Genomic DNA, 19,456 nt, shown 5'->3' with positions numbered 1-19,456 from the left:
TCGCCGGAAAGCTGCTGCACCGCGGGCTGGCCCTGCGGGCGGTGGCGCAGCGCTTCACCGCCCTGGCGGGACAGGTCGAACCGGTGCCGGGGGCCTCGCTGCTGCCGCGGCTCGACGCACACTCGGCCGAACGGGTGGCCCGGCGGGCCGGGGCGGAGGGCGTACCGGTGCCCGCCCCGGCGGTCGGCGCCTCGGCGTCGGCGGCGTCCGCGGTGGCCCGCAGCATGCCCGCGACGGAGCGGGCCGCGTCGGCGCAGTACAGGCGCTCCTCGGCCGCCCAGTGCTCGCGCACCAGACGGGCCAGCAGGCCGTCGAGACCGGCGAGTGCCTCGCGCAGGGCGGCGGTCCCGCGGCCGGTGGCCCAGCCGTCGGCGGCGGCGCGCCACAGGCGGCGCACGGTCTCCGCGGTCGCGCCGGCGGCCACGAGCAGACCGGCGGCGCCGGCCCAGAGCGGGGTGCCGGCCGCGTGCGCGAGCGCGACGCCGGCCACCGCCCCGCAGACCGCGGCGATCTGCGGCCCGAGGGGCGGGCGGCCCGTGCCCGTGGGCCGGGAGGCGTCCCGCAGCCGGGCCGCCCCGCACAGCGCGGTGACGACGAAGGCCAGGGGAACCAGCGCGGCCAGGGCGGCGAGCGGGCCCTGCCAGAGCGCCCCCAGCAGCCCGGCCGCGGCGGCCGCCGCCGAGGCGCCGACCGCCGGGGCGGGCACCGGTACGCCCTCCGCCCCGGCCCGCCGGGCCACCCGTTCGGCCGAGTGTGCGTCGAGCCGCGGCAGCAGCGAGGCCCCCGGCACCGGTTCGACCTGTCCCGCCAGGGCGGTGAAGCGCTGCGCCACCGCCCGCAGGGCCAGCCCGCGGTGCAGCAGCTTTCCGGCGAACTCCCGCAGGCCCTCGCCGATCCGGTCCCCCACGCCCTCCGCCGACGGCACCTGCAGGCCGAGGGCGGCGAGCCGGGAGGCCGCCTCGGCGGCGGAGGGCGCCGCGCCGGAGCCGCCGTCGCTGTGGAGGGCCGTGGCGACGAGGTCCCGGTAGGCACCGAGCGCCTGGTGCGCCTGCTCCAGGTCCTCCTCCAGGGCTGCCCGCCGGGTGCGGGTCAGCAGCCCCGGCAGCGACCGCAGGGCGGTGACGTCGTCCTCGGCGCGCTCCAGGGCCTGGGCGCAGGCGTGGTACGCCTGGTCGGCGGCGCCGCCCGGCGCGCGGTGGCGCAGCTCGCGGCCGCCGCGGCCGGCGATCAGCCCCCGCAGCGACTCCGGCAGTTCGGCGCCCGACAGGGCGGTCGCCGGGACCGCCGCCGGTTCGTGGTCCTCGCCCGCGAACCGGGCGAGCGCGTCCCGCCAGGCCCGGTCCCGGACCTCCGGCGGCAGATCCTGCTCCAGCAGCCGGACACCGGGCGCGGCCACCGCGTCCGGCAGCGCGGAGACGTCGTCCAGCATCCGCAGGAAGACGTCCGGGACCGAGAGGACGTCGACCAGGACCGCCAGCGCGTCCGGGTCGTCGGGCGGCAGCTGCTCCAGAGCCGTGCGGGCGGACCGCAGGTCGCCCGCCCACAGCAGTGCGATGTTCGACGCCCGCAGCACGGACGGCCGCACCAGCCGCCGGTCGGGCAGGAACGCCTCGCCCTCCCGGGCGTAGGAGCCGGGGGCGCTGCCCACCAGCAGGACCAGGATCCGGACCTCGCCGAGGGCGCGGTAGGTGGTCAGCAGTTCGTACTGCCGCTGGTGGTCGGTCAGTCCGGCGGGGGTGTCGACCACCAGGAACAGGGGGTGGTCGGGCTCGGGCAGCCCGGCGCGGCCGAGCTGCCGGGCGACCTTGTTCCGCAGGGCGGCGGCGGAGTCGATCTCCGCCGCCCCGGCGCGCAGGTCGAGGTGGACGACCGCGATCGTGTCATCGGGCGGGATCATTCCGCGTCACCGTCCCAGGGGGCGCGAGGGTCGCGCGCGCGGCCGCGGCCGGCGCCGTCCCGGTGGTCGTCCGTCTCGTCCCAGGGGGCCGGGCGGGAGCCGCCGCCGGCGGGGCCGGGGTCGTCGCGCCCCTCGCCCCAGGTGCCCCAGGTGTCGTCGTCGTCGCGCCGCCGGCTCCCGGCGCCCCGGCCGCCGTTCACGCCCTCGTCCGGCCCGTCCACCCCGTGCGCCTCCTCCGTCTCATGCGCCCGGTGAGCGCCTCCGGTGCCCCGTCCCTCCCCGTCTCCGGCCCGGCCCCTGGTGCCCCAGGCGTCGTCGTCGCGGGTGGGGCGTGCGTCCCAGGCGTCGTCGCGCTGGGAGTCCCGGCCGCCGTCGCCGTGGGCGGGGCGCGCGCCGTGGGTGCCCCAGGCGTCGTCGTCGCGGTCTGCGGCCCGGGTCCCCCGGCCGCCGTCGTCCCGCGCGTCGCGGGCCCCCCACGCGTCGTCGTCGCGGTCTCCGGTCCGGGTCCCCCGGCCGTCGTCCCGCGCGCCGCGGGCCCCCCAGGCGTCGTCGTCGCGGTCTGCGGCCCGGGTCCCCCGGCCGTCGTCGCGGGTGCCGGCACCGCGGGTTCCCCAGGCGTCGTCGCCCCGGGTCCCCCGGCCGCCGTCGTCCCGCGCGCCGCGGGCCCCGTCGTCCCGGGTGTCCGGGCCGCCGCGGCCGCCTCCGGCCCCCCAGGCGTCGTGGTCCTCGTCGTGGCCCCCGCCGCGGGCGGCCCGGGCGGGGCCGCGACGCGACCCGTAGCCGTCGTGGTCCGCGGGGTCGTCGTGGTCGGCGTAGTGGTCCGGGGCCGCGGGCGACGGGCCGCCTCCGGCGCCGTGGCCGTCGCCCGCCGCCGTGCGCCGGGCCTCGTCACGGCCGCCGGCCGTCGCGCCGGCGGGTGTGCGCGGTGCGGTGCCCCAGTCGTCGTCCTCGTCCGAGCGACGGCGTCCGGGCACCGCCGGCCCGGTGCTCCGGCGCGGCGCCGTGCTGCCGCCGCGTACGTGCTCCAGCAGGGTGCGCAGCGTCGGCTGGAGCGCCCGCTGGTCGCCGAACTCGGTGTCCAGCGCGGCCGGCAGCGTCACCGCCCAGAACTCCCTCAGCGGCCGCACCCACCCCTCGACGCGTTCGCCGCCGCGTTCCCTGCGGTCGTCCAGCAGCTCCAGCTGGCGCGGCGCGATCTTCTCGACGAGTTCGACGAAGAGCGGGTGGGGCTCGCTGCCGTTGCGGGCGAGCCCGGTCGGCTGGGCGCTCATCAGCTCCCGGCAGTAGTCCTCCACCGTGCGCTCGTCGTCGAGGACGGTCCAGCGCTCGTAGCTGCGCAGCAGCTCCGCCCAGCTGGAGACCCCGCCGGGGTAGTCGCCGAGCCGCAGCCGTACGCCGGGGACCTGGGCGCCCTGTTCGGGGAAGAGCCGCAGCCGGACCCGGCCGGGCGACGAGGTCTCCCCGTCCAGCACGTCCACCTGGCCGTTCCACATGCAGCACAGCAGCCGGTGCAGGATGACGCGCCGGTCCTCCTCGCTGCTGACCATCCAGCTGTCGCGGTAGCCCAGCCGCTGCCGCCAGCGCAGCACGTCCTGCGCCTGCTCGGAGTCCTTCGCCCTGGCCCACTGCCGCAGCACCTTGCGGGCCTCGGGCACCTGGGTGAGGCTCATCTCGCTGCGGAAGAGGACCACGGTGACGGAGTCGCTCTCGACGCCCCGGTACTCCACGGAGTTCTTGGCGTCCGTGGGCAGTTGCAGCGCCTTGCCGAGGTACTCCTGCACCTCGTCCACGGCCTGCACCCGCGGATAGGTGACCAGCACCCGCAGCGGCCCCGTGCCCTCCGGGGTGAAGCCCACGGGCAGCAGACCGGTCAGCTTCCGCCCGAAGAGCTCCAGGGCCTCCTTGCTGACGTGCTCCGCCGCGTCGCCGTCGCCCGCGGCCGCGGCCAGCAGGGTGCTCATGGCGGGCAGCAGGGGCCGCTCCTCCAGGTGTTCGCCGCTCTCCGCGAACAGCCGGGTGATCCGCCCCTCCAGCTGGGCCTTGACGGTGGCGACCGCCCCGTCGGGGTTGCGCCGGCTGAGGGTGTGCACGGCGCGCCAGGTGTCGCCGTCGATCATCCTGAGCAGCAGGGCGTCCTCCGCCTCCGTCTCGCGCAGTCCCTCCCGGCGGACCAGCCGGGTGACCACGTCCTCGTAGAAGTGGTTGAGGGTGCGCTGCGGCGGCAGCAGGTACGAGATGCCGGTGCGGTCCTCGTAGAGTTCGAGGCCCTTCTGCGCGGAGACCTTGCGCTCGCGTTCGGCGTGCTTGACGAAGGCGTTGACCAGGCGGCCGAGGTCGGCTCCCGCGGTGTCGGCCTGCGCCTGCCAGCGCTGCTGCTGTTCCCGCCACGCCTCGTGCCACACGGTGTGGCAGCGCCAGCGGTACCAGGTGTCCTGTTCGTGGAGGGCGGCCCGGACGTCGTCGTCGCCCCAGCGGGCCGGGGACATCCCGGCCAGCCGGCCCTTGATCCGGGGGACCTTGGGCGGCTGGTCGGTGACGCCCGGCGGACGCTGGGGCGCGCGCGAGCGGCTGTTCAGCATGCCGAGGAAGCCGGCCCGCGCGATGGCCTCGTCGCTGTCCGGCACACCCTTGACCAGGCGTTCGGCGACGAACGGGTCCACGTTCTGGAGCAGTTTGTCGATGGCGGGCCGCGGGGCGAAGCGGTCGGCCATGGACGCGGCCTCGCGGGCGGCGATGGTCTGGAGGTCCGAGAGCAGCCGCTGCATGTCCGCGACGCGTTCGCCGAGGGCCACCTCGATCGCCCGGCCGCCGCGCGGCAGCGGATCGGGATCGGGGACGTCCAGCTGCTTGCGTTCCCAGAGCTCTTCGAGGTTGGCGTCGGCGAACAGCCGCCGGATCATGGGCACCGCGTCGTCCCGCAGTACGGCGCGCGGCCGTTCCAGCAGGTCGGTGACGGCCCGGCGCAGCAGCCGGCCGGCCACCAGGTCCGCCAGCTGGTCCATCGGGGCGGTCATGGAGGCCACCAGGCTGGTGGAGACGCCCTGCCGGCCGATGCCGGTGGGGGAGACGGCGCTGCGGTGCACCCCGCGGTTGATGAAGCTGGCGGCGAAGGTCTGGTAGTCGTCGTCCGCGGCCATCGTCCGGCCGCGCGAGCGCCCGTCGCCGAGTTCGGTGCCGATCAGCGACATCACCAGCGACACGATGGAGCGCCGCAGGTCGTCCTGTCGGATGCCCGCGGTCGGACTGAAGAGGAACGCCGTCGGCAGGATGCCCGTCCGCAGCCGGATGGGGGTGGTGCCCGGGTAGCGGATGCCGAGTCCGCCGTCGTGGTCCAGGTCGCCGATCTCGGCGCCCTCGGTGGGCGCGTTCTGCCCGTCCACCAGGCGGAACAGGTCGACCAGTGCGCGGGCGGCGTTGAGGTCGGCCTCGCGCCCTCCGCCGGCGGACGAGGAGAACGACGACGGCATGACCACGAGCGGATAGATCTTCACACCGTTGAAACGGCGCATCTGGAAGGCGTGGTTGATGAGGTGGAGGTAGTCCAGGAAGATCCCGGCCCCGGTGCCGCCGGCGACGGAGAAGGCCACGAACACGTCGCAGCCGCTGACCTTCCCGCCGCCGAACTCGCTCAGTTCGCCCGCCGACCTGGCGATGGCGTCGATGGCCTGGAGCAGCGGTTCGAGGACGGGCGCGAGCGAGTGCCGCAGGGTGGCGAACAGGGCGGCCCGGCCGACCGTGGGGAGCTGGCCCGCGCCGTTGTGGAGCGGAGTGACCTTCGGTTCGTCGGTGCGCGGCGGCAGCCAGTCGGCGACCTCGTCGCGCAGGCTCGCCCGGAGCATCTTGGTGACCTCGGGCGAACTGTCGAAGTTCGGCAGCAGGTTGTGGGTGGCCCGCGAGGTGCGGGAGTAGGCGGCGCGCAGCGAGGGGTCGACGTTGAACTGCGGCAGCCGCTGGAGGTCGGACTCGCTGTAGTCGGCGTAGACGAACTGGAGGCACTCGGGCAGCTGGTAGGGCGCGTGGCCGCTCAGGTGTCCGAGGGCGGTGCCGTCGGGGCCGCAGAGCTCGGCGCGGAGTTTGCGTTCGAGTTCGGCGCCGACCAGTCCTCCGGTGCCGCCCAGGCCGACGAAGAGCATCGGCTGGAAGATCTTCATGGGTTTCCTCCCCGCTGGCGGCCGTGTCGGAGGCCGGTCCCGTCCTTGGTGCGTCCTTGGTGCGTCCCCTGGGGCCCGGCACCGGCGCCGGGTGCGGCCGGCGCCGGTGCCACGACGGCCTCACAGGTACGCGTCGTACGAGCCGCCTGTGTGCGCACCGCCGTCGGGGGCGGTGGACGCGGTGGTGGTCCGGCCGCCGCCCTGGGGGCGGGGTCCGGGGCCGGCGAGGCCGAGGCTCAGGTCGTCGGTCAGCCGGATCTGTCCGTGCTCGGGCAGCCGGGTCCTGCCCCCGCCCCGTTTGCGGAGCACCGCGCCGCCCTCGGGGCTGCGCTGCACCGCGTACGGGCCGTTGCTCCGCCGCTCGATGCGCGGGTTGCGGTGCGGCTCGACGACGGCGAACTCGTACCACTGCTTGTGGCCGTGCCCGGCCCGGTGCTCGGCGACCACGTCGCCGGTCTCGGAGACCAGCTGCAGCACCAGCCCGGCCGGGTCGCGGCGCCTGCGGCGCTGCCCCAGCAGCAGGAACGCCGCCACGGCCGCGGCGGCCACCAGCGCGGCCGCGGTCACCGCCGCCCACCAGTACTTCTCCCAGAGGCCCGGTTCCGGGGTCACCCGTACCGAGAGGGGGTCCCGCACCAGGGTCAGGTCGCCGCCCCCGGTGCCCGCGTCGACGACGGTCACGGTGGCGCCGAGGCGCAGCCCGTCGTCGCCGAGGCGGTCGCCGAAGACCTCCGCCGGGGCGACCTCGACGGTCACCTTCCTGGTGCCGGAGTCGCCCGGCGCCACCACGATCTCGGCGGGGGAGACGGTGAGGTGCCCGGCGCGCACGTCGGCCATCGAGAGCCGCAGGGTGTGCGGCCGGTCGTCGGTGCTGGTGACGGCCAGGTCGCCGGTGATCCGGGCGCCCGGGTGGACGTCGGCGTCGTCGAGGGCGAGCGCCGCGGTGACGGGCATCTCGGGCGGGGCGACCCGGCCGGGCTCACTGCGGGTGTCGGCGCTCAGGCCGGACGCGGTGAGCGTGCCGGTGACCTCCAGCGCCCCGGCCGCGCTCTTCGGGATCTGCACGGTGCCGGTGAACGAGGCGTCGCTCGCTTCCGGGTCGGGCCCCTCGCCGTCGTCGGTGAGTGTCAGGGGCACGGGGGCGAAGCCGTCCCCGGTGAGGCTGCTGGTCACCTTCAGTCCGGCGTAGTCCCGCGGGTCCTTGACCGCGTAGTTGTCGCGGGTCTGGAGGCGCATCGTCACCGTGGCCTTCTGGCCTGCCTGCGGCGACGGCGGGTCCATGGTGATCGCCCCGCGCAGTTCGCCCTGCCACAGCACACTGACGCCGACGGGCAGCGAACGGTGTCCCTCGGGCGCCTCGGCCCGCACCTTCCAGGTGCCGGGCAGCGGGTCGGTGATCCGCAGGGCCTCCACGGTGTCCTCGGCACCGGCCAGTTCGAACTCCGAACCCCGGGACTTCCCCGTGGTCGGAACGGGCTCGCCGGAGGGGTCGATGTAGGTGATGTCCACCTCGGCGTCGCCCTTGTCGACCACGATGCTGCCGACGGTCGCGAGGGGTGAGATGGCGATCTCCAGCGTGGCCGGCGGCCGTTCGCCCTCCGGGCCCGGCTCGTAGCGCAGGCAGTGGGCGGCGGCGAAGACCTTCTCCAGCTTCGGGCCGAGGTCCTTCGCCCCGCTCTTGACCACGTCGGCCGTCGGGCGGGCGGAGGGGAGGTCGACGCAGCCCTTCTGGTAGCCGCCGGCGGCGATCCGGTCGAGCTGCTCCCTGTCGGGGCGGGGGCCGAAGCCGAGCGGCCAGATCTGCACGTTGTGGGCGGCGGCGTTCTCCAGCTCCGCCGTCAGCTGGCGTTCGCCCTCGGCCTCGCGGTGCGCGGGGTCGCCGTACTTGGGGCTGCCGGTGACGTCCAGCACGCCGTCGGTGAGGAGGAAGAGGACCCGGGGCACCGACGGGTCGGTGCCCGTGCTCAGCTCGTGCACGCCCTGGCGGATCGCGCTGGGGAAGTCGGTTCCGGTGCCCTCCTTCTCGGTGCGCTTGCGCAGTTTCCCGACGCAGGCGCCGATGGTCCTGCGGCCCGCCGCGTCCAGCGTGGTGCGCGGGCACACCGGGTCCACCGCGCTCTGGCCCTCGGCCTCGGCGGCGGCGAAGCCGAAGACGGTGACGCGGGACGTCGCCGAGACGTCGCCCAGCGCGATCCGCTGGGCGGCGGCCTTCTCCGCCGCCATGTCCTCGTCCGCGAGGCTGGCGGACTCGTCCACGGCCACCGCGTAGTTGACGGCGGTGAACGCGGGCTTCGCCGCCGCCGCCGGCGCCGGACCGGGACCGGCGTGCGCGGCCGGCGGGGCGAGCACCGCGGCGGCGAGCACGGCGGCCGCACCGCGGCGCGCCCAGGCGTGGCGGGCCCCGCGGTCCTTCGGCGGACGCCGTAATCCCCTGACTGTCTTCACAGGGTTCCCCTCATGTCGTCTCCGGTGCGTACGCGGGTCGTGTGCGCGGCTCTCGCGCGCGGCCCGCAGGGTCGGCCCTCGCCTGCGGCCCGGCGGGTCCCGGGCGGCGGTCAGCGCGCCAGGCTCCAGCCCAGCGCCAGGGCCGCGGCCGGTGCGAGGGCGCCCACGCCCCAGCGGATGGCCCGGTACTTGGCGGACAGGATCGAGCTGACGTCCACTGCCTGGATCAGCAGCCACCCGGCGGGATCGCGCCCCGCCTCGGCGACCGCCGCGGCGAGCCGGCCGGTGTTGCGGGGCTCCAGCAGGTCGCCGAAGTACGTCACCCCGTCCCCGTGGCGGAGCGTGCCGGTGCGCGGCATGAGCGCCCGCACCAGGGCGGTCACCGCGACCACCCAGAGCACGCCCGCGACGACCAGGGCCAGGTCGCCGGGCCATCGCCAGTCCGGTGCCCCGTGCCGTCCGATGAGGAAGGCGGGCAGGGCGAGCGCGCCGGAGAGCAGCACGGCCGCCTTGGAGTCGGCCCGGCCCAGGTCCTCCCGCACCGTGGTGAGCAGGCGTTCGGCGATGCGTTCTCCGGCCCGGTCGTGCGCGTGCCGACCCCCGTCCGGCACGGGCACGACCGGGTCCGGGGCGGTGCGGACCCCCGTTGTCCCACCGCCCGGCGCGGCGCCCCCCGGCGCCGCGTCGTCCGTGACTCCCCCGTCGGCCGTCATCAGTCCTCCTCCGCCCACGGCCATCCGTCGTCCTCGTCGCTGAGACGACGTCGGCGCGGCGGCTCCGGTTCCGAACTCCCTTGTTCTGTAAGGGAGTTCGAGCTCCGTGCAGTTGTTCGGGTGGTGCGGCGGCCGCCCCGGGTGGGCGGTTCGTCCGCGACCCAGTCCGGGGTGAACGTCTCCGGCGCGTGCGGCTCCGGTCCGGGCGGGAGCTCCGGCGCACGCCGCCGCGCGGGCAGCGAACCGAGGGGGCCCCGGACCTGGTGGCGCCCCTGGTCGAGCAGGTCCAGCGCCTGCCGTTCCACGTCGCTGGACTGGATCTGGCCGCCCGCCACCAGATCGAAGAGCCGGTCGACCCGCTCCTTCTCGTCCTGGCGGCCCTCCTGGCGGATCTTCTCCAGGAACTCCTTGGCCTCCTCCGGCTCCTTGGCCAGCATGTAGCTGAGCTGCTCCAGCCGGCCGCCCTGGAGCATGGCCCGGAAGGCGGTCTGGTGGACCTGGGTCACCGCGGCCGACGCGTGTGCGTCCCGGATGTCCTCCGAGTGGCTGATCGTCCGGTCGTCCACCCGCAGCCGCACGTACAGGCGTACCCGCAGCCCGAGTTCCGCGCCCAGGTCGTCCCAGCGGCCGCCCGCGCACTGGCCGGTGATCGCCCGGTCCGCGCGTTCGGCGTCGGACACCCGGTACTGGGAGGAGACCTCGCGCAGCCGCTCCAGCACCGGTGCGGTGAGCCGTGCGGCGACGTCCGTGACGACCTCGGTGGCGGCGAGGAACGGGTCCTGCACGGACCAGTGGATGTCCACCTCCGCCTTGAAGAACGAGGTCCCGCCCGCGGCGGGCAGCTCCATCTGGAGCTGGGACTGGAAGGTGCCGAGCGCGATCTCGCACACGGTGTGGGGCCGGGCCAGCGCCCGCCGGTTGTGGTGTTCCACGCCGGAGACGGTGGCCACGCTGTGCCCGCCGTTCCGGTAGAAGAGCACGGACGCCTTGCGCGCTCCCGAGTGCCGGAACGGGCCGGTCGGCGTGTACTCGCCCAGGAACGGACCCGCCGTGCCGTCCGTCCGGCCGCCGTCCGCGTCGTGGTCCTCAGCCATCTCTCTCCTCCTCGCCCCTCCGGTCCTGCGGCGCGTCGGCGAGCCACCACAGGGCGCGCGCCTGCGCGTCGGGGAGCGGATCGTCCTGATCCCTCATCATTCGGCGCAGCAGCCAGTCCAGCTGCCGCAGGTCGCGCTCCTCGGCGAACATCGCGGGCAGCAGCGCCGCGAGCCCCGGCCGGGTCCACTCGGCGCCGTCGCGGCGGACCGCGGTGCGCAGCAGCGACTCGAGGGCGTCGAGCGCCACCTCCATGGACCGCGGGGTGTTGAGCGCCGTCCACAGCAGGTCCGCCATCGGCCGGACGAGTTCCGGCCGGACGACGGCGAGCGCGAGCGGCAGCGGCCAGTCGCCCCGGTCCCCCAGCGGGGAGCCGTCCTCGTCGTCGAGCACCTCGTCGACGCGGGTGACGGCGAGGCGCACGGTGGTCACCAGGCCGAGGTCCTGGTACTCCTGGCGTCTGTGGTGCGTCCACCTGTCCAGCCGCCGCAGCGCGGCGGGACCGGCGGGGCCGGCCAGCAGCCGCACGGCGTTGAAGGAGGCGACCGCCAGCTGGTCCCCGTCGTCCCGGGTCCCGATCCTGGCCAGGGCGTCGAGGGTGTCGTCGGCGGTCGCCGCGGCGTTCCCGTAGCCGAGGGCCATGGCCGCGGTCCAGCGCAGCGCCTTCGTGCCGTACCTGCTCCAGTCGTCGACCACCTTGTGCACCGCCCGGCGGTGGGACGCGTGCCCGGCCGCCTGGTCCAGCGTGGTGGCCGCGAAGACCCGGCGGCGCGGAGCGGACGCCTCGGCCAGCGGCCGGATCAGCTCCGCCCAGCCGTACTCGAAGTCGCGGACGCACAGCTCGCCGGCGGCCACCGCGGCGCGCATCCACACCTGTGGACGGGGGTCGTCGGCCAGCAGCCGCAGCCAGCGCACGACGGGCGCCCGGACCGGGAAGTGCCGGTCCCACACCTCCGAGAGCACCGCGGCGGGCAGGGCCGAGCCCCGGTACCAGATCAGCCGGGCGTCCACCTCGGAGCCGGCCACCTCGACGCGTCCCGGCTTGGCCTCCGCCCGCGACAGCGCCAGATCGGTCTCGGGGTCGTCGCAGAACAGCGGGCGCGCGGGTGTGGTGTCCGGGTCGCTCTGCACGGAGAGTTCCCAGGTCAGCAGATGTGCCGCGGAGGCCACGGCGCTGTGCGACGCCCCGCCCAGGACGGCGAGCGCGATCCGGAAGGCGACCGGGTGGAAGAGGGACGCCGCGTTGTGCCGGCCCGCCCTGCCGCCGTCCGCCGCCGCCACCGGCGCGGCGAGGGCCCGGTCCACCCCGGCGAACCACTCCTGGGCCTGGGCCGCGGCGATGCTGCGGCAGCCCGCCAGCAGCTTCTCGTACGAGAGATCGCCCAGCAGGTGGCCGGCCAGCAGCGACGCCACCAGCTCGGCCTCGGCCGGCCGCAGGTCCTTGAGACCGACGGCCTCCTTCACCTCCGGCCGGCCCGCCAGCTCCGACGCCCTGCCCAGCAGGCCGCCCCGGCCGTGGGGCGCGCCGTCCCCCTCACCGGCGGGCGCGCGGTCCTCCAGCAGCTCGCCCAGCCGGGCGGCGAGGAGCGCGTCGGTGGCCACGGGCGGGCAGCGCATCCCGTAGCGCCCGGTCACCAGGGCGTCGGCCGCGGCCCCGAGCGGCACCACGACCACCGCGTACGCCCCCGCCCGGTCCAGCGCGGCGGCCAGCGCGTCGAGGTCCATCTCCTCGGGCGGCAGTTCACCGGGCGCAGCGAGGGCGAGCTCCATCAGATGGCCGCCGCCGTGCGCCCCGGCGTCCTCCCCGGCCCGCACGGGCAGCGTGCCGGTGAGCAGCCGGACGTCCGGCTCCACCCGGCTCACCCGGGCGCCGCCTGCGCCGGGCGCGCCGTCGGCGGTGAGTTCGTCGAGAAGCGCCAGGGCGGTGCTGGTGCGCCCGGTGCCGGGGGCGGCGCCGAGCACCAGCAGCCGCCGGGCCCGCAGCGCGGCGCGCAGGCCGGGGTAGCCGTCGGGCTCGACATGGGCCCGGCGCAGGCGTCGCAGCTCCTCCTCGGGCACCGGGCCGCTGCGCACCGCGGGCCCCGGACGCAGGCCGTCCATCCGGAGGTGGATGTCACCGATGTGGGCGCTGCTGACGGACGAGCGGTCGAAGCTGATCAGGTCCCGGCCGGTGTCGAAGAGCATGCGGGTGGAGCGGCGGGCGCGCGAGGCGGCCGCGAGGTCGGTGGGTCCGTCCTCGCCCTGCTCGTCCGCGAGGGGGTCGCGGGTGTGCTCCCTGAAGCGCCCGGCGGCGCGCTCCCGTTCCCGCTCGCGTTCGGCGGCCTCGTCGTCGGCCCCGGGGGTCTCGCCGCCGTCGCCCGGCCGGTCCTTGTCGCGGTCCTTGTCCCTCGCCCCGTCGCGGTCCTTGTCGCGGTCCGGGGCCTTCGGGGGCGCGTCGTCCGCGGTGGGCCGCTCGCCCTCGGGGGCCGGCTGCTGGTCGTCCGCCATCCGGCTCACCCCTCCCGGCGGCCGGCGTCGCCGGTGACGCGCCCGATGTGGACGGGCGCCCGGTAGACGTTGCCGCGGTGCTGGGACATGTCGCCCCGGACGGTGTACCGAGCGCCGCCACGGCCGTCGCCGGTCTCCTCGGACTCGTCCGTCCCGTCGCACTCGTCCGCGTCGTGCGGCGCGTGGTGACCGCCGTCGTCGGGGCGGCGGCGCCCGTCGCCTTCGCCGGCCGCGCCGCTCCGGTTGCCGGCCGCGCCCGGCCGGGCGCGGCCGGGCGCGGCCGGCTCCCGCACGCCGTCCGCGGCACCGCCCGCCTCCGGTATCGCTGGGGCCGGCCGCCCGGGCAGGTGGAACCAGCCCGTCACCTCACCCTCCTTGAGGCCCAGCCGGGCGGGAGCCCAGCGGTCGGGCTCGATGAACTTGCCGCCGGGGACGACGACGTCCGCGTGCAGGGAGTCGGAGACCACCAGCACCAGATCGGCCCGCTCGGCGTCCAGCAGGTCGCGCGCCACGGGGGAGTCGGCGAGCCGGCAGGCCAGGTCGACGGCGCGCCCGCTGATGCCCCGGTCGTCGTGGCGGACCGGCCCGACGTGCAGGGCCACCCGCAGGCCGAGCGGCACCCGCAGCGACCGGTTCTCGTCGCGCAGGGCCTCGTGGACCTCGACGGTCCACAGCCCCAGCAGCCGGGTCACGGGGACCCGCCCGGTCACCGCCACCAGCACGCCGTCGCCGCGGTCCTCCATGTGGAGCGCGTCCCGCGGCACCCGGGCGTGCGCGAACGCCCCCTCCAGGATCCGGTAGACGCGGGCACGCATCCGCGGCTTGTCGACGTCGTCGTACCCGCCGGAACGCCGGGCGTCGACGCTGATGACCACCTCGTAGTGCGCTTCGGCGACTTCCCTCGCGTCGTCGTCCACGGTGCTCCCCCCAGTCCTCGTCCTCGCGTCCCTCCAGCTTCCGGCCCGGGACCGGGGCCGTCTGTAGCCGTTTACACACGGCGGGCGGGCGCTCTACTCGCGTTGCGCGCCCGGATGGCCGGCCTCCGCGTGGCCGTGCGCGAGCAGGGCGAGGAGGGCGGGGTCGAGGACCTCCACCAGCCGGTTGCCGGTGCGCACGACGCGCTGGGTGCGCAGCAGCCGCAGGGCCTTGGCGACGGCCTCGCGGGTGGCGCCGACCGTCGCGGCCAGTTCGTCCTGGGCGAGGTGGACCACGGTGCCCGTCCGGGGCGCGCCGGGGGCGGCGGGTCCGTAGGGGCCCGACGGCTCGGCCCGGGAGAGTTCGTCGAGCCTGCTGGCCAGGCGCTGGAGGACGGTCAGCGAGGCGAGCGCGGAGCGCTCCTGGTCGGCGCTGCGCAGACGGGAGGCGAGCTGGCGCATCACCAGGGAGCCGACCCGTGGATGCATGGCGAGGAAGCGGCGGAACGCGTCCGCCCCGATGACCTGGGCCTCTATGGGGCCCAGGGCCCTGACCGTGGCGCTGCGGGGGTGGCTGTCCAGGGCGGCCATCTCGCCCAGCAGTTCACCGGGACCCCGCAGCCCGAGTATCAGGCGGGTGTTCCCGCGGTCCGTCGACACCGAAACGGTCACCCACCCCCGAAGAATGATCACGACGTGACTGGAGCGGTCCCCCTCCGTCAGGAGGTGGTCGTCGGCCGCGTACAGCCGCCGGCTCCCGAGGGCCATGACGCTCTCGTTCTCCTGCGCCGTGAGGGCACGCGCGAACGCCACCTCATCGCCGAGCAGCCCCATCGGCCACTCCCCCCACGGCTGTCCGGAAGGCTGGTTTCGATTGGTCATGATGGTGGCAGGGTGATCCTTTGGTGTGGTTCAGATCACGCCAGGTTGCCTCTACCGCCGGGTAGGGGATGTCCGCCCAGGTAAGCGGACCGAGCCTCCGGAAGAGTCGTCGCATACTCCCCACCCGTACCACGCGCCCTGCTCCGCCCCGGGCATCGGCCGACCACGCCTCACCGGGCCGGCCGCCAGGTCAGGGCGCATGCGGCAGCTGGGGTCACGGACGCCGCGTGCCGGATTCGTCCCATGTCCGGAGTTGGCGAGAACTCGGGTTTCCCGGGGCGGGACCCGGACGGTCCCTTGCGCGCGAGGCTCGCTCATCCCCCTGCCGGCCCCTCCCGAAGGAGTGATCACCGGTGTGGCTGCGTGACCAGGCGGCCGAAGATCATCAGGGTGGCGCGCATGCGCCTTCCCTCCTCCCTGCCACGCCGTGTCCTCGTCCCGCTCGCGGCGGCCGCCGCCGCGCTGCTGGGCACGACCGCCGCCGCCTCTGCCGACGTGGCCGAGGCGTGCGGTTCGGTCATCACCGCGCCCCTCGCGCCGCCCGTCTCCGCCGACGAGCCCTGCCCCAGCACCGACCCGGTCGTCTGCCGCATCCGGGTGCTGCCGATGGACCAGAAGGTGGAGGCCCAGCGGACCCGGATGCGCTACCACGCGCTCCTGGAGGAGATGCACCGCACCGCGGCCGACATGCGTGACGCGGGCGCCACCGACGAGGAGATCGCCCGCGAACTGGTCGACATGCGCAACCAGGCCAAGGAGATCACCCGCGCGGGCATGACCCCCGAGGAGGTGCGCCTCCTGGAGGAGCGCAACATCGCCAAGTACGGCAATCCGCTCGGCCCCACCGCGGACCAGCTCTTCGCGAAGTACGGCTCCTGGCAGCAGGTCACCGACGCCTCGATGCGCACCAGCTACGCCGTGGACCGCGAGCTCTCCCTCGCCTACCGCCCCTGCCCCGTCGGCTGACCTGCCGCGGCCGTGCCCGACGGAACGTCAGGTGAACGGCCGGGGAACCCTGTTGGCCCGAGCCGAACCTCTCCCGGCGTCGTACAACCATGCGACGGCCGGGGGAGTCAGCCTGGGTATGACACGCCTCCACACCTCTCTTCGCGCGCGACGCGCACTCGTGCCCGTGCTCGCCGCATCGGCTCTGCTGACGCTGGGGGCCACCGCTCCCGCGTCCGCAGCGAGCGACCAGCTCTGGGTCTACTCCGACCCGTACGAGCTGATCCTGCCCGGCGCGTACGAGGACGGGTCGGCCCCCGAGCGGACCGTCGCTCTCAAGGTCTCGCACGACAACATCGGCAACCCGGTCGGCGACGGGCGGATCAGCGTGGACGCGGCCGGACTGGCCGCGTTCGCCACGGTCCGGTGGCCCGCCAACTGCACGGCCCAGGACGCCGTGACGGCCGTCTGCGACGTCCCCTCGCTCACCGGCACCGACCAGGTCACCGCCGCCGAGCTCACGCTCTCCGCCCTGCCCGGAGCCTCGCAGGACGCGGCCGGCACCCTGCGCTACACGGCCGTCCACGGGGACATGACCTCCCACCCGGGGGAGACCAGGGTGACCGTGGGCAACGGCCCCGACCTCGCCCTCAGCCAGTCCCCCCGGCAGGACGGCGTCGTCCCCGGCAGCAGGATCACCGTCCCGGCCACCCTCACCAACAACGGCAACCGTCCCGCCGACGGCGTTCTGCTGAAGCTGTTCGCCTCCCGGGGGCTCTCCTTCACCCAGCGGCCCGTGAACTGCGAGTACCGCGACTCGGAGGTCGGCACCGAGGCGCTGTGCGTCCTCGGGGGGACGGTCGCCCCGGGTGAGGTGTACGCCCTGGACAACCCGCTGAAGGCCCGCGGGAACGCCCTCTTCGACCGTTACGACTACGCGGTCGAGCCCTACTCCGCCGAGGCCCTCGAAGCGGCCCGCGCGGGCCGCACCTACACGCCGGGCACCGACGCCGAGCTGACCCTGCGGCCGGCTGCGGCCGCCCGCGCGGCCGGTGCCGCCCTCGTCCCGGACATCGACCCCCAGGACAACTCCCGCTCGGTGATCGTCCACGCGGCGAACACGGCCGACCTCCGGCTGATCGGCAGCCGCGTCACGGGCACCGTCGGCGACACCGTCCGGGCGGGCGTCACGGTGAAGAACCGCGGTCCGGCCTGGATCGCCTCCCTCGGCGCGGGCGAGCCCGCCGCCACCGTCGACGTCCGCATCCCCGCGAACGCGACCGTCACCGCCCGGCCCGACGAGTGCTACGCGCTGACCGCCGACGGCGAGTGGCAGGAGGAGCAGCTCGGCGCGCCCCGTTACCGCTGCACCACCCCCGTGTACCTGAACGAGCGCGCGACCCACGCCTTCTCCTTCGACCTGAGGATCGACGCGGCGGGCACCGCCCGGGCCGTGAGCGGCATCGACAACGACCAGTTCGAGCCGCCCGTCCGCACTTTCGACCCCGACCTCACCAACAACTCGGCAGCCCTCGTCGTCACGGGCTGACCCGCACACGGAACGGGCCCCGACCGCACGCGGTCGGGGCCCGTTCCGTGTCCGGCGGACGTCAGGCGATGTGGTCGAACGCGGTGCCCTCGCCCGCGTACAGCGATGTCGTACGACGGCTGAACGGCGCGGTGACGGAGCCCGTCGACCGGTAGACGTACGTGCCGCCCGTCCCGTAGGCGATCAGGTCCGCACGCCCGTCGTCGTCGAGGTCCCCGGCGCCCACGAGCCGGCTGAAGACCTGCCAGCCGCCGCCGATCCGCACCGGTGCCGAGAAGTTGCCGCGGCCGTTGCCCTGGTACAGCCACAGGACGCCGGCCTTGTCCCGGGCGACCAGGTCCCCGGCGGTCGTCCCGGCGACGTCGCCGACGGCGGTCAGCTGGTTGTAGACGCCCCAGCCGCCGCCGACCCGCACCCGGGTGGCGAAGGGGGTGGTGTCGGAGCCCGTGCCCTTGTGGAACCACAGCACCCCGGACGTGTCCGCGGCGACGAGGTCGGCACGGCCGTCGCCGTCGAGGTCCGAGCCGCCGGTGATCCGGTCGTAGCCGCCCCAGCCGCCGCCGACGCGTGTGCGGGCGGCGAAGTTGCCGTCGCCCTTGCCCGCGTAGTGCCAGAGCACGCCGGAGCCGTCGGCGGCGACGAGGTCGCCGACCCGGTTGCCCACGATGTCGCCGACGGCCTCGATGTGCTTGTACGTCTGCCAGCCCCCGCCGATCCGGGCCCGCTGGGACGTCGCGAACACGCCGTCCACCGGCCTGTTGCGCAGATCGTCGCGCCACAGCACACCGGACGCGTCCCGCGCGAGGACGTCGGTGGAGCCGTTGTCGGTGTAGTCGTGCGGATTGGCCGCCCGGGAGACCGTCATGAAGTAGCCCTGGTAGGCGGGCTCGCCGACCCCGTCGGCCGGCACCGCCTCGGCCTCCACGGCGTACTTCCCGTTCGGCGCGTCCACACCGTCGACGAGTCCGTCCCAGGTGTGGCCGAAGTCCGTGCCGGGGCCGGGCACCCGCCGGTGGAACTCCTTGCCCGTCGCGATGTGCGTGAGCGTGAGGTCCAGATGGGCGGCGCGCCGTGACAGCGTCCAGTGCATCGACACCTCGCCGCCGTTCTCGTCGAGGCGGGCCTCCTCGGGCACGTACTCCTGCGAGAACTGCAGCGCCGCCGGGGCGCCCGAGTCCGCGACCTTGGTGACCTCCGGCGCGCCGTCCTGCCCGGCCGCGATCCGGAACAGCCCCTCACCGTCGGCGGCCCGTTCGCCGCCGACCAGGGCGCTTCCGTCCGCCGCGGGCACCGACCCGGTCGAGCGGTCCATGAGGACGCGGCTCTCGCCGTCGGTCAGGGACACGGCCCGGACGGGGGTGTCCGCGTTGCCGTACACCAGCCAGCCGCCCACGAGTTCGACGGACCACTCGTCGCCGCGGGAGCCGATGACGGTCTGCTTCGTCTCGCCCGTCGCGCGGTCGACGGACGTGACGTACAGCCCCGTGCCCGACTTCCAGTCGAGCCATGCCACATGGGAGGCGGAGAACATCGTGTGACTGAAGCCGTACCCGGACTCGGTGGCCTGGAACGAGCTGGTCACCGTCCTGTCCGTCAGCTCGATCAGGGCCCGGCCGCCGGTCCGCGCGTCGGCGGGGCCGGTCGCGTACCCGACGAAGGCGACGCCGTCCCTGACCGGTGCGCTGCTGAAGAACTCGGTGGCGTCCGCGGGCAGCCCCGTGACCTTGCGGCTGGTCGTCGTGGCGCCGTCCTTGCTCACGACGTGGAGCTCCGCCGTGCCGTCCTCGTCGGTGACCTGCGCGAGCACGCTCGTCGGGCCCACGACGGCCACGTAGTTGCCACCGAGCGCGCCGAGGTCGATGTCCACGCCCGGGGCGGCCGGGTCGGCCATGTTCCGCAGGGTGAGGGAGCGCATCTGGGAGACCCAGTTGTCGTCGCCGAGGGCGATCACGTCCGTGCCCGACGTGGCCCATCCGCCGCCCTCGGGGTAGTCGATCCGCACCGGGGACCCGCCCCCGTACGGCGTCCAGTGCAGCTCCCTGGTCCCGTCCTCGGTGAAGGAATAGGTGAGGAAGCCGGTGCTGCCCGTCCCCCCGAGTTCGGAGCCCTCGGCGAACACGGGAAGGGCCGCGGGCTGATCGTCGGCGGCCGGCGCCAGGACGGCGCCCGAGGGCGCGGCGAAGGCGGCCGGCGCGGTGGCAAGGGTGCCGGCGCCGAGGGCCGTGACGGCGAGGACGGCCGTCACGGCCGAGGCGAGACGGGAGCCGGTGGAGCGGAACTGCAAGATGAACCCCCACGAGATGACCGGACACGGACGTGTCGTGCCCGGTAGGACTCATGATCGGGTCGATCGGTTGTACGGGGATCCGGGCCTTGCCCCG

The 19,456-nt window shown here is 75.5% G+C and carries 10 protein-coding genes and 1 pseudogene; 2 read left to right on the top strand and 9 right to left on the bottom strand.

Going from position 1 to position 19,456, the window contains the following annotated elements:
• From EAO77_RS38465 to EAO77_RS06675, 8 genes and pseudogenes are all read right to left on the bottom strand, one after another.
• A pseudogene (locus tag EAO77_RS38465) lies at window positions 1–1,897 on the bottom strand (hypothetical protein); the annotation flags it as partial.
• Window positions 1,894–6,048: a tubulin-like doman-containing protein gene (locus EAO77_RS06705; protein ID WP_147987144.1), complete on the bottom strand. Its 4,155-nt coding sequence runs from the start codon at window positions 6,046–6,048 to the stop codon at window positions 1,894–1,896. The pseudogene EAO77_RS38465 and the gene EAO77_RS06705, both read right to left, overlap by 4 nt.
• Window positions 6,049–6,168: 120 nt before the next feature.
• Window positions 6,169–8,493, bottom strand: a complete 2,325-nt coding sequence (locus tag EAO77_RS06700; RefSeq protein ID WP_261993822.1) for a vWA domain-containing protein — start codon at window positions 8,491–8,493, stop codon at window positions 6,169–6,171.
• 110 nt (window positions 8,494–8,603) lie between these two features.
• Window positions 8,604–9,206 (bottom strand): Pycsar system effector family protein, encoded by a 603-nt coding sequence (locus EAO77_RS06695; protein WP_147987143.1) that lies wholly within the window; start codon window positions 9,204–9,206, stop codon window positions 8,604–8,606.
• Entirely contained in the window at window positions 9,206–10,300 is a 1,095-nt protein-coding gene (locus tag EAO77_RS06690; RefSeq protein ID WP_147987142.1) for a hypothetical protein, read from the bottom strand. Before EAO77_RS06690 ends, EAO77_RS06695 begins: the two co-directional genes overlap by 1 nt.
• On the bottom strand, window positions 10,293–12,785 hold the full coding sequence (locus EAO77_RS06685) for a hypothetical protein (RefSeq protein ID WP_147987141.1): 2,493 nt from the start codon (window positions 12,783–12,785) through the stop codon (window positions 10,293–10,295). Before EAO77_RS06685 ends, EAO77_RS06690 begins: the two co-directional genes overlap by 8 nt.
• Window positions 12,786–12,790: 5 nt before the next feature.
• Entirely contained in the window at window positions 12,791–13,702 is a 912-nt protein-coding gene (locus EAO77_RS06680; protein ID WP_147987140.1) for a hypothetical protein, read from the bottom strand.
• A 93-nt stretch (window positions 13,703–13,795) separates the two neighbouring features.
• Complete coding sequence (locus EAO77_RS06675; protein ID WP_147988993.1) at window positions 13,796–14,533, bottom strand: Crp/Fnr family transcriptional regulator; 738 nt, start codon at window positions 14,531–14,533, stop codon at window positions 13,796–13,798.
• Between the two features lie 447 nt (window positions 14,534–14,980).
• Between EAO77_RS06675 and EAO77_RS06670 the strand changes: the two genes are divergently transcribed.
• Window positions 14,981–15,547 (top strand): hypothetical protein, encoded by a 567-nt coding sequence (locus tag EAO77_RS06670; protein WP_187283136.1) that lies wholly within the window; start codon window positions 14,981–14,983, stop codon window positions 15,545–15,547.
• A 118-nt stretch (window positions 15,548–15,665) separates the two neighbouring features.
• Complete coding sequence (locus EAO77_RS06665) at window positions 15,666–17,075, top strand: hypothetical protein (RefSeq protein WP_261993821.1); 1,410 nt, start codon at window positions 15,666–15,668, stop codon at window positions 17,073–17,075.
• 61 nt (window positions 17,076–17,136) lie between these two features.
• Here EAO77_RS06665 and EAO77_RS06660 read toward each other — a convergent pair whose 3' ends face one another.
• On the bottom strand, window positions 17,137–19,359 hold the full coding sequence (locus EAO77_RS06660; RefSeq protein WP_147987139.1) for an FG-GAP-like repeat-containing protein: 2,223 nt from the start codon (window positions 19,357–19,359) through the stop codon (window positions 17,137–17,139).
• Window positions 19,360–19,456 lie beyond the last annotated feature (97 nt).

The sequence above is a fragment of the Streptomyces sp. T39 genome (assembly GCF_008042045.1).
Classification (GTDB): domain Bacteria; phylum Actinomycetota; class Actinomycetes; order Streptomycetales; family Streptomycetaceae; genus Streptomyces.
This window is presented reverse-complemented; position numbering and strand designations above follow the sequence as displayed.

What these genes read in the sequence shown, in the direction of transcription:
- EAO77_RS06665 (WP_261993821.1), top strand. Translation starts at nt 15,666, where the DNA reads ATGACACGCCTCCACACCTCTCTTCGCGCGCGACGCGCACTCGTGCCC.
- EAO77_RS06675 (WP_147988993.1), bottom strand. Translation starts at nt 14,533, where the DNA reads ATGGGGCTGCTCGGCGATGAGGTGGCGTTCGCGCGTGCCCTCACGGCG.
- EAO77_RS06670 (WP_187283136.1), top strand. Translation starts at nt 14,981, where the DNA reads ATGCGCCTTCCCTCCTCCCTGCCACGCCGTGTCCTCGTCCCGCTCGCG.
- EAO77_RS06685 (WP_147987141.1), bottom strand. Translation starts at nt 12,785, where the DNA reads ATGGCGGACGACCAGCAGCCGGCCCCCGAGGGCGAGCGGCCCACCGCG.
- EAO77_RS06690 (WP_147987142.1), bottom strand. Translation starts at nt 10,300, where the DNA reads ATGGCTGAGGACCACGACGCGGACGGCGGCCGGACGGACGGCACGGCG.
- EAO77_RS06695 (WP_147987143.1), bottom strand. Translation starts at nt 9,206, where the DNA reads ATGACGGCCGACGGGGGAGTCACGGACGACGCGGCGCCGGGGGGCGCC.
- EAO77_RS06705 (WP_147987144.1), bottom strand. Translation starts at nt 6,048, where the DNA reads ATGAAGATCTTCCAGCCGATGCTCTTCGTCGGCCTGGGCGGCACCGGA.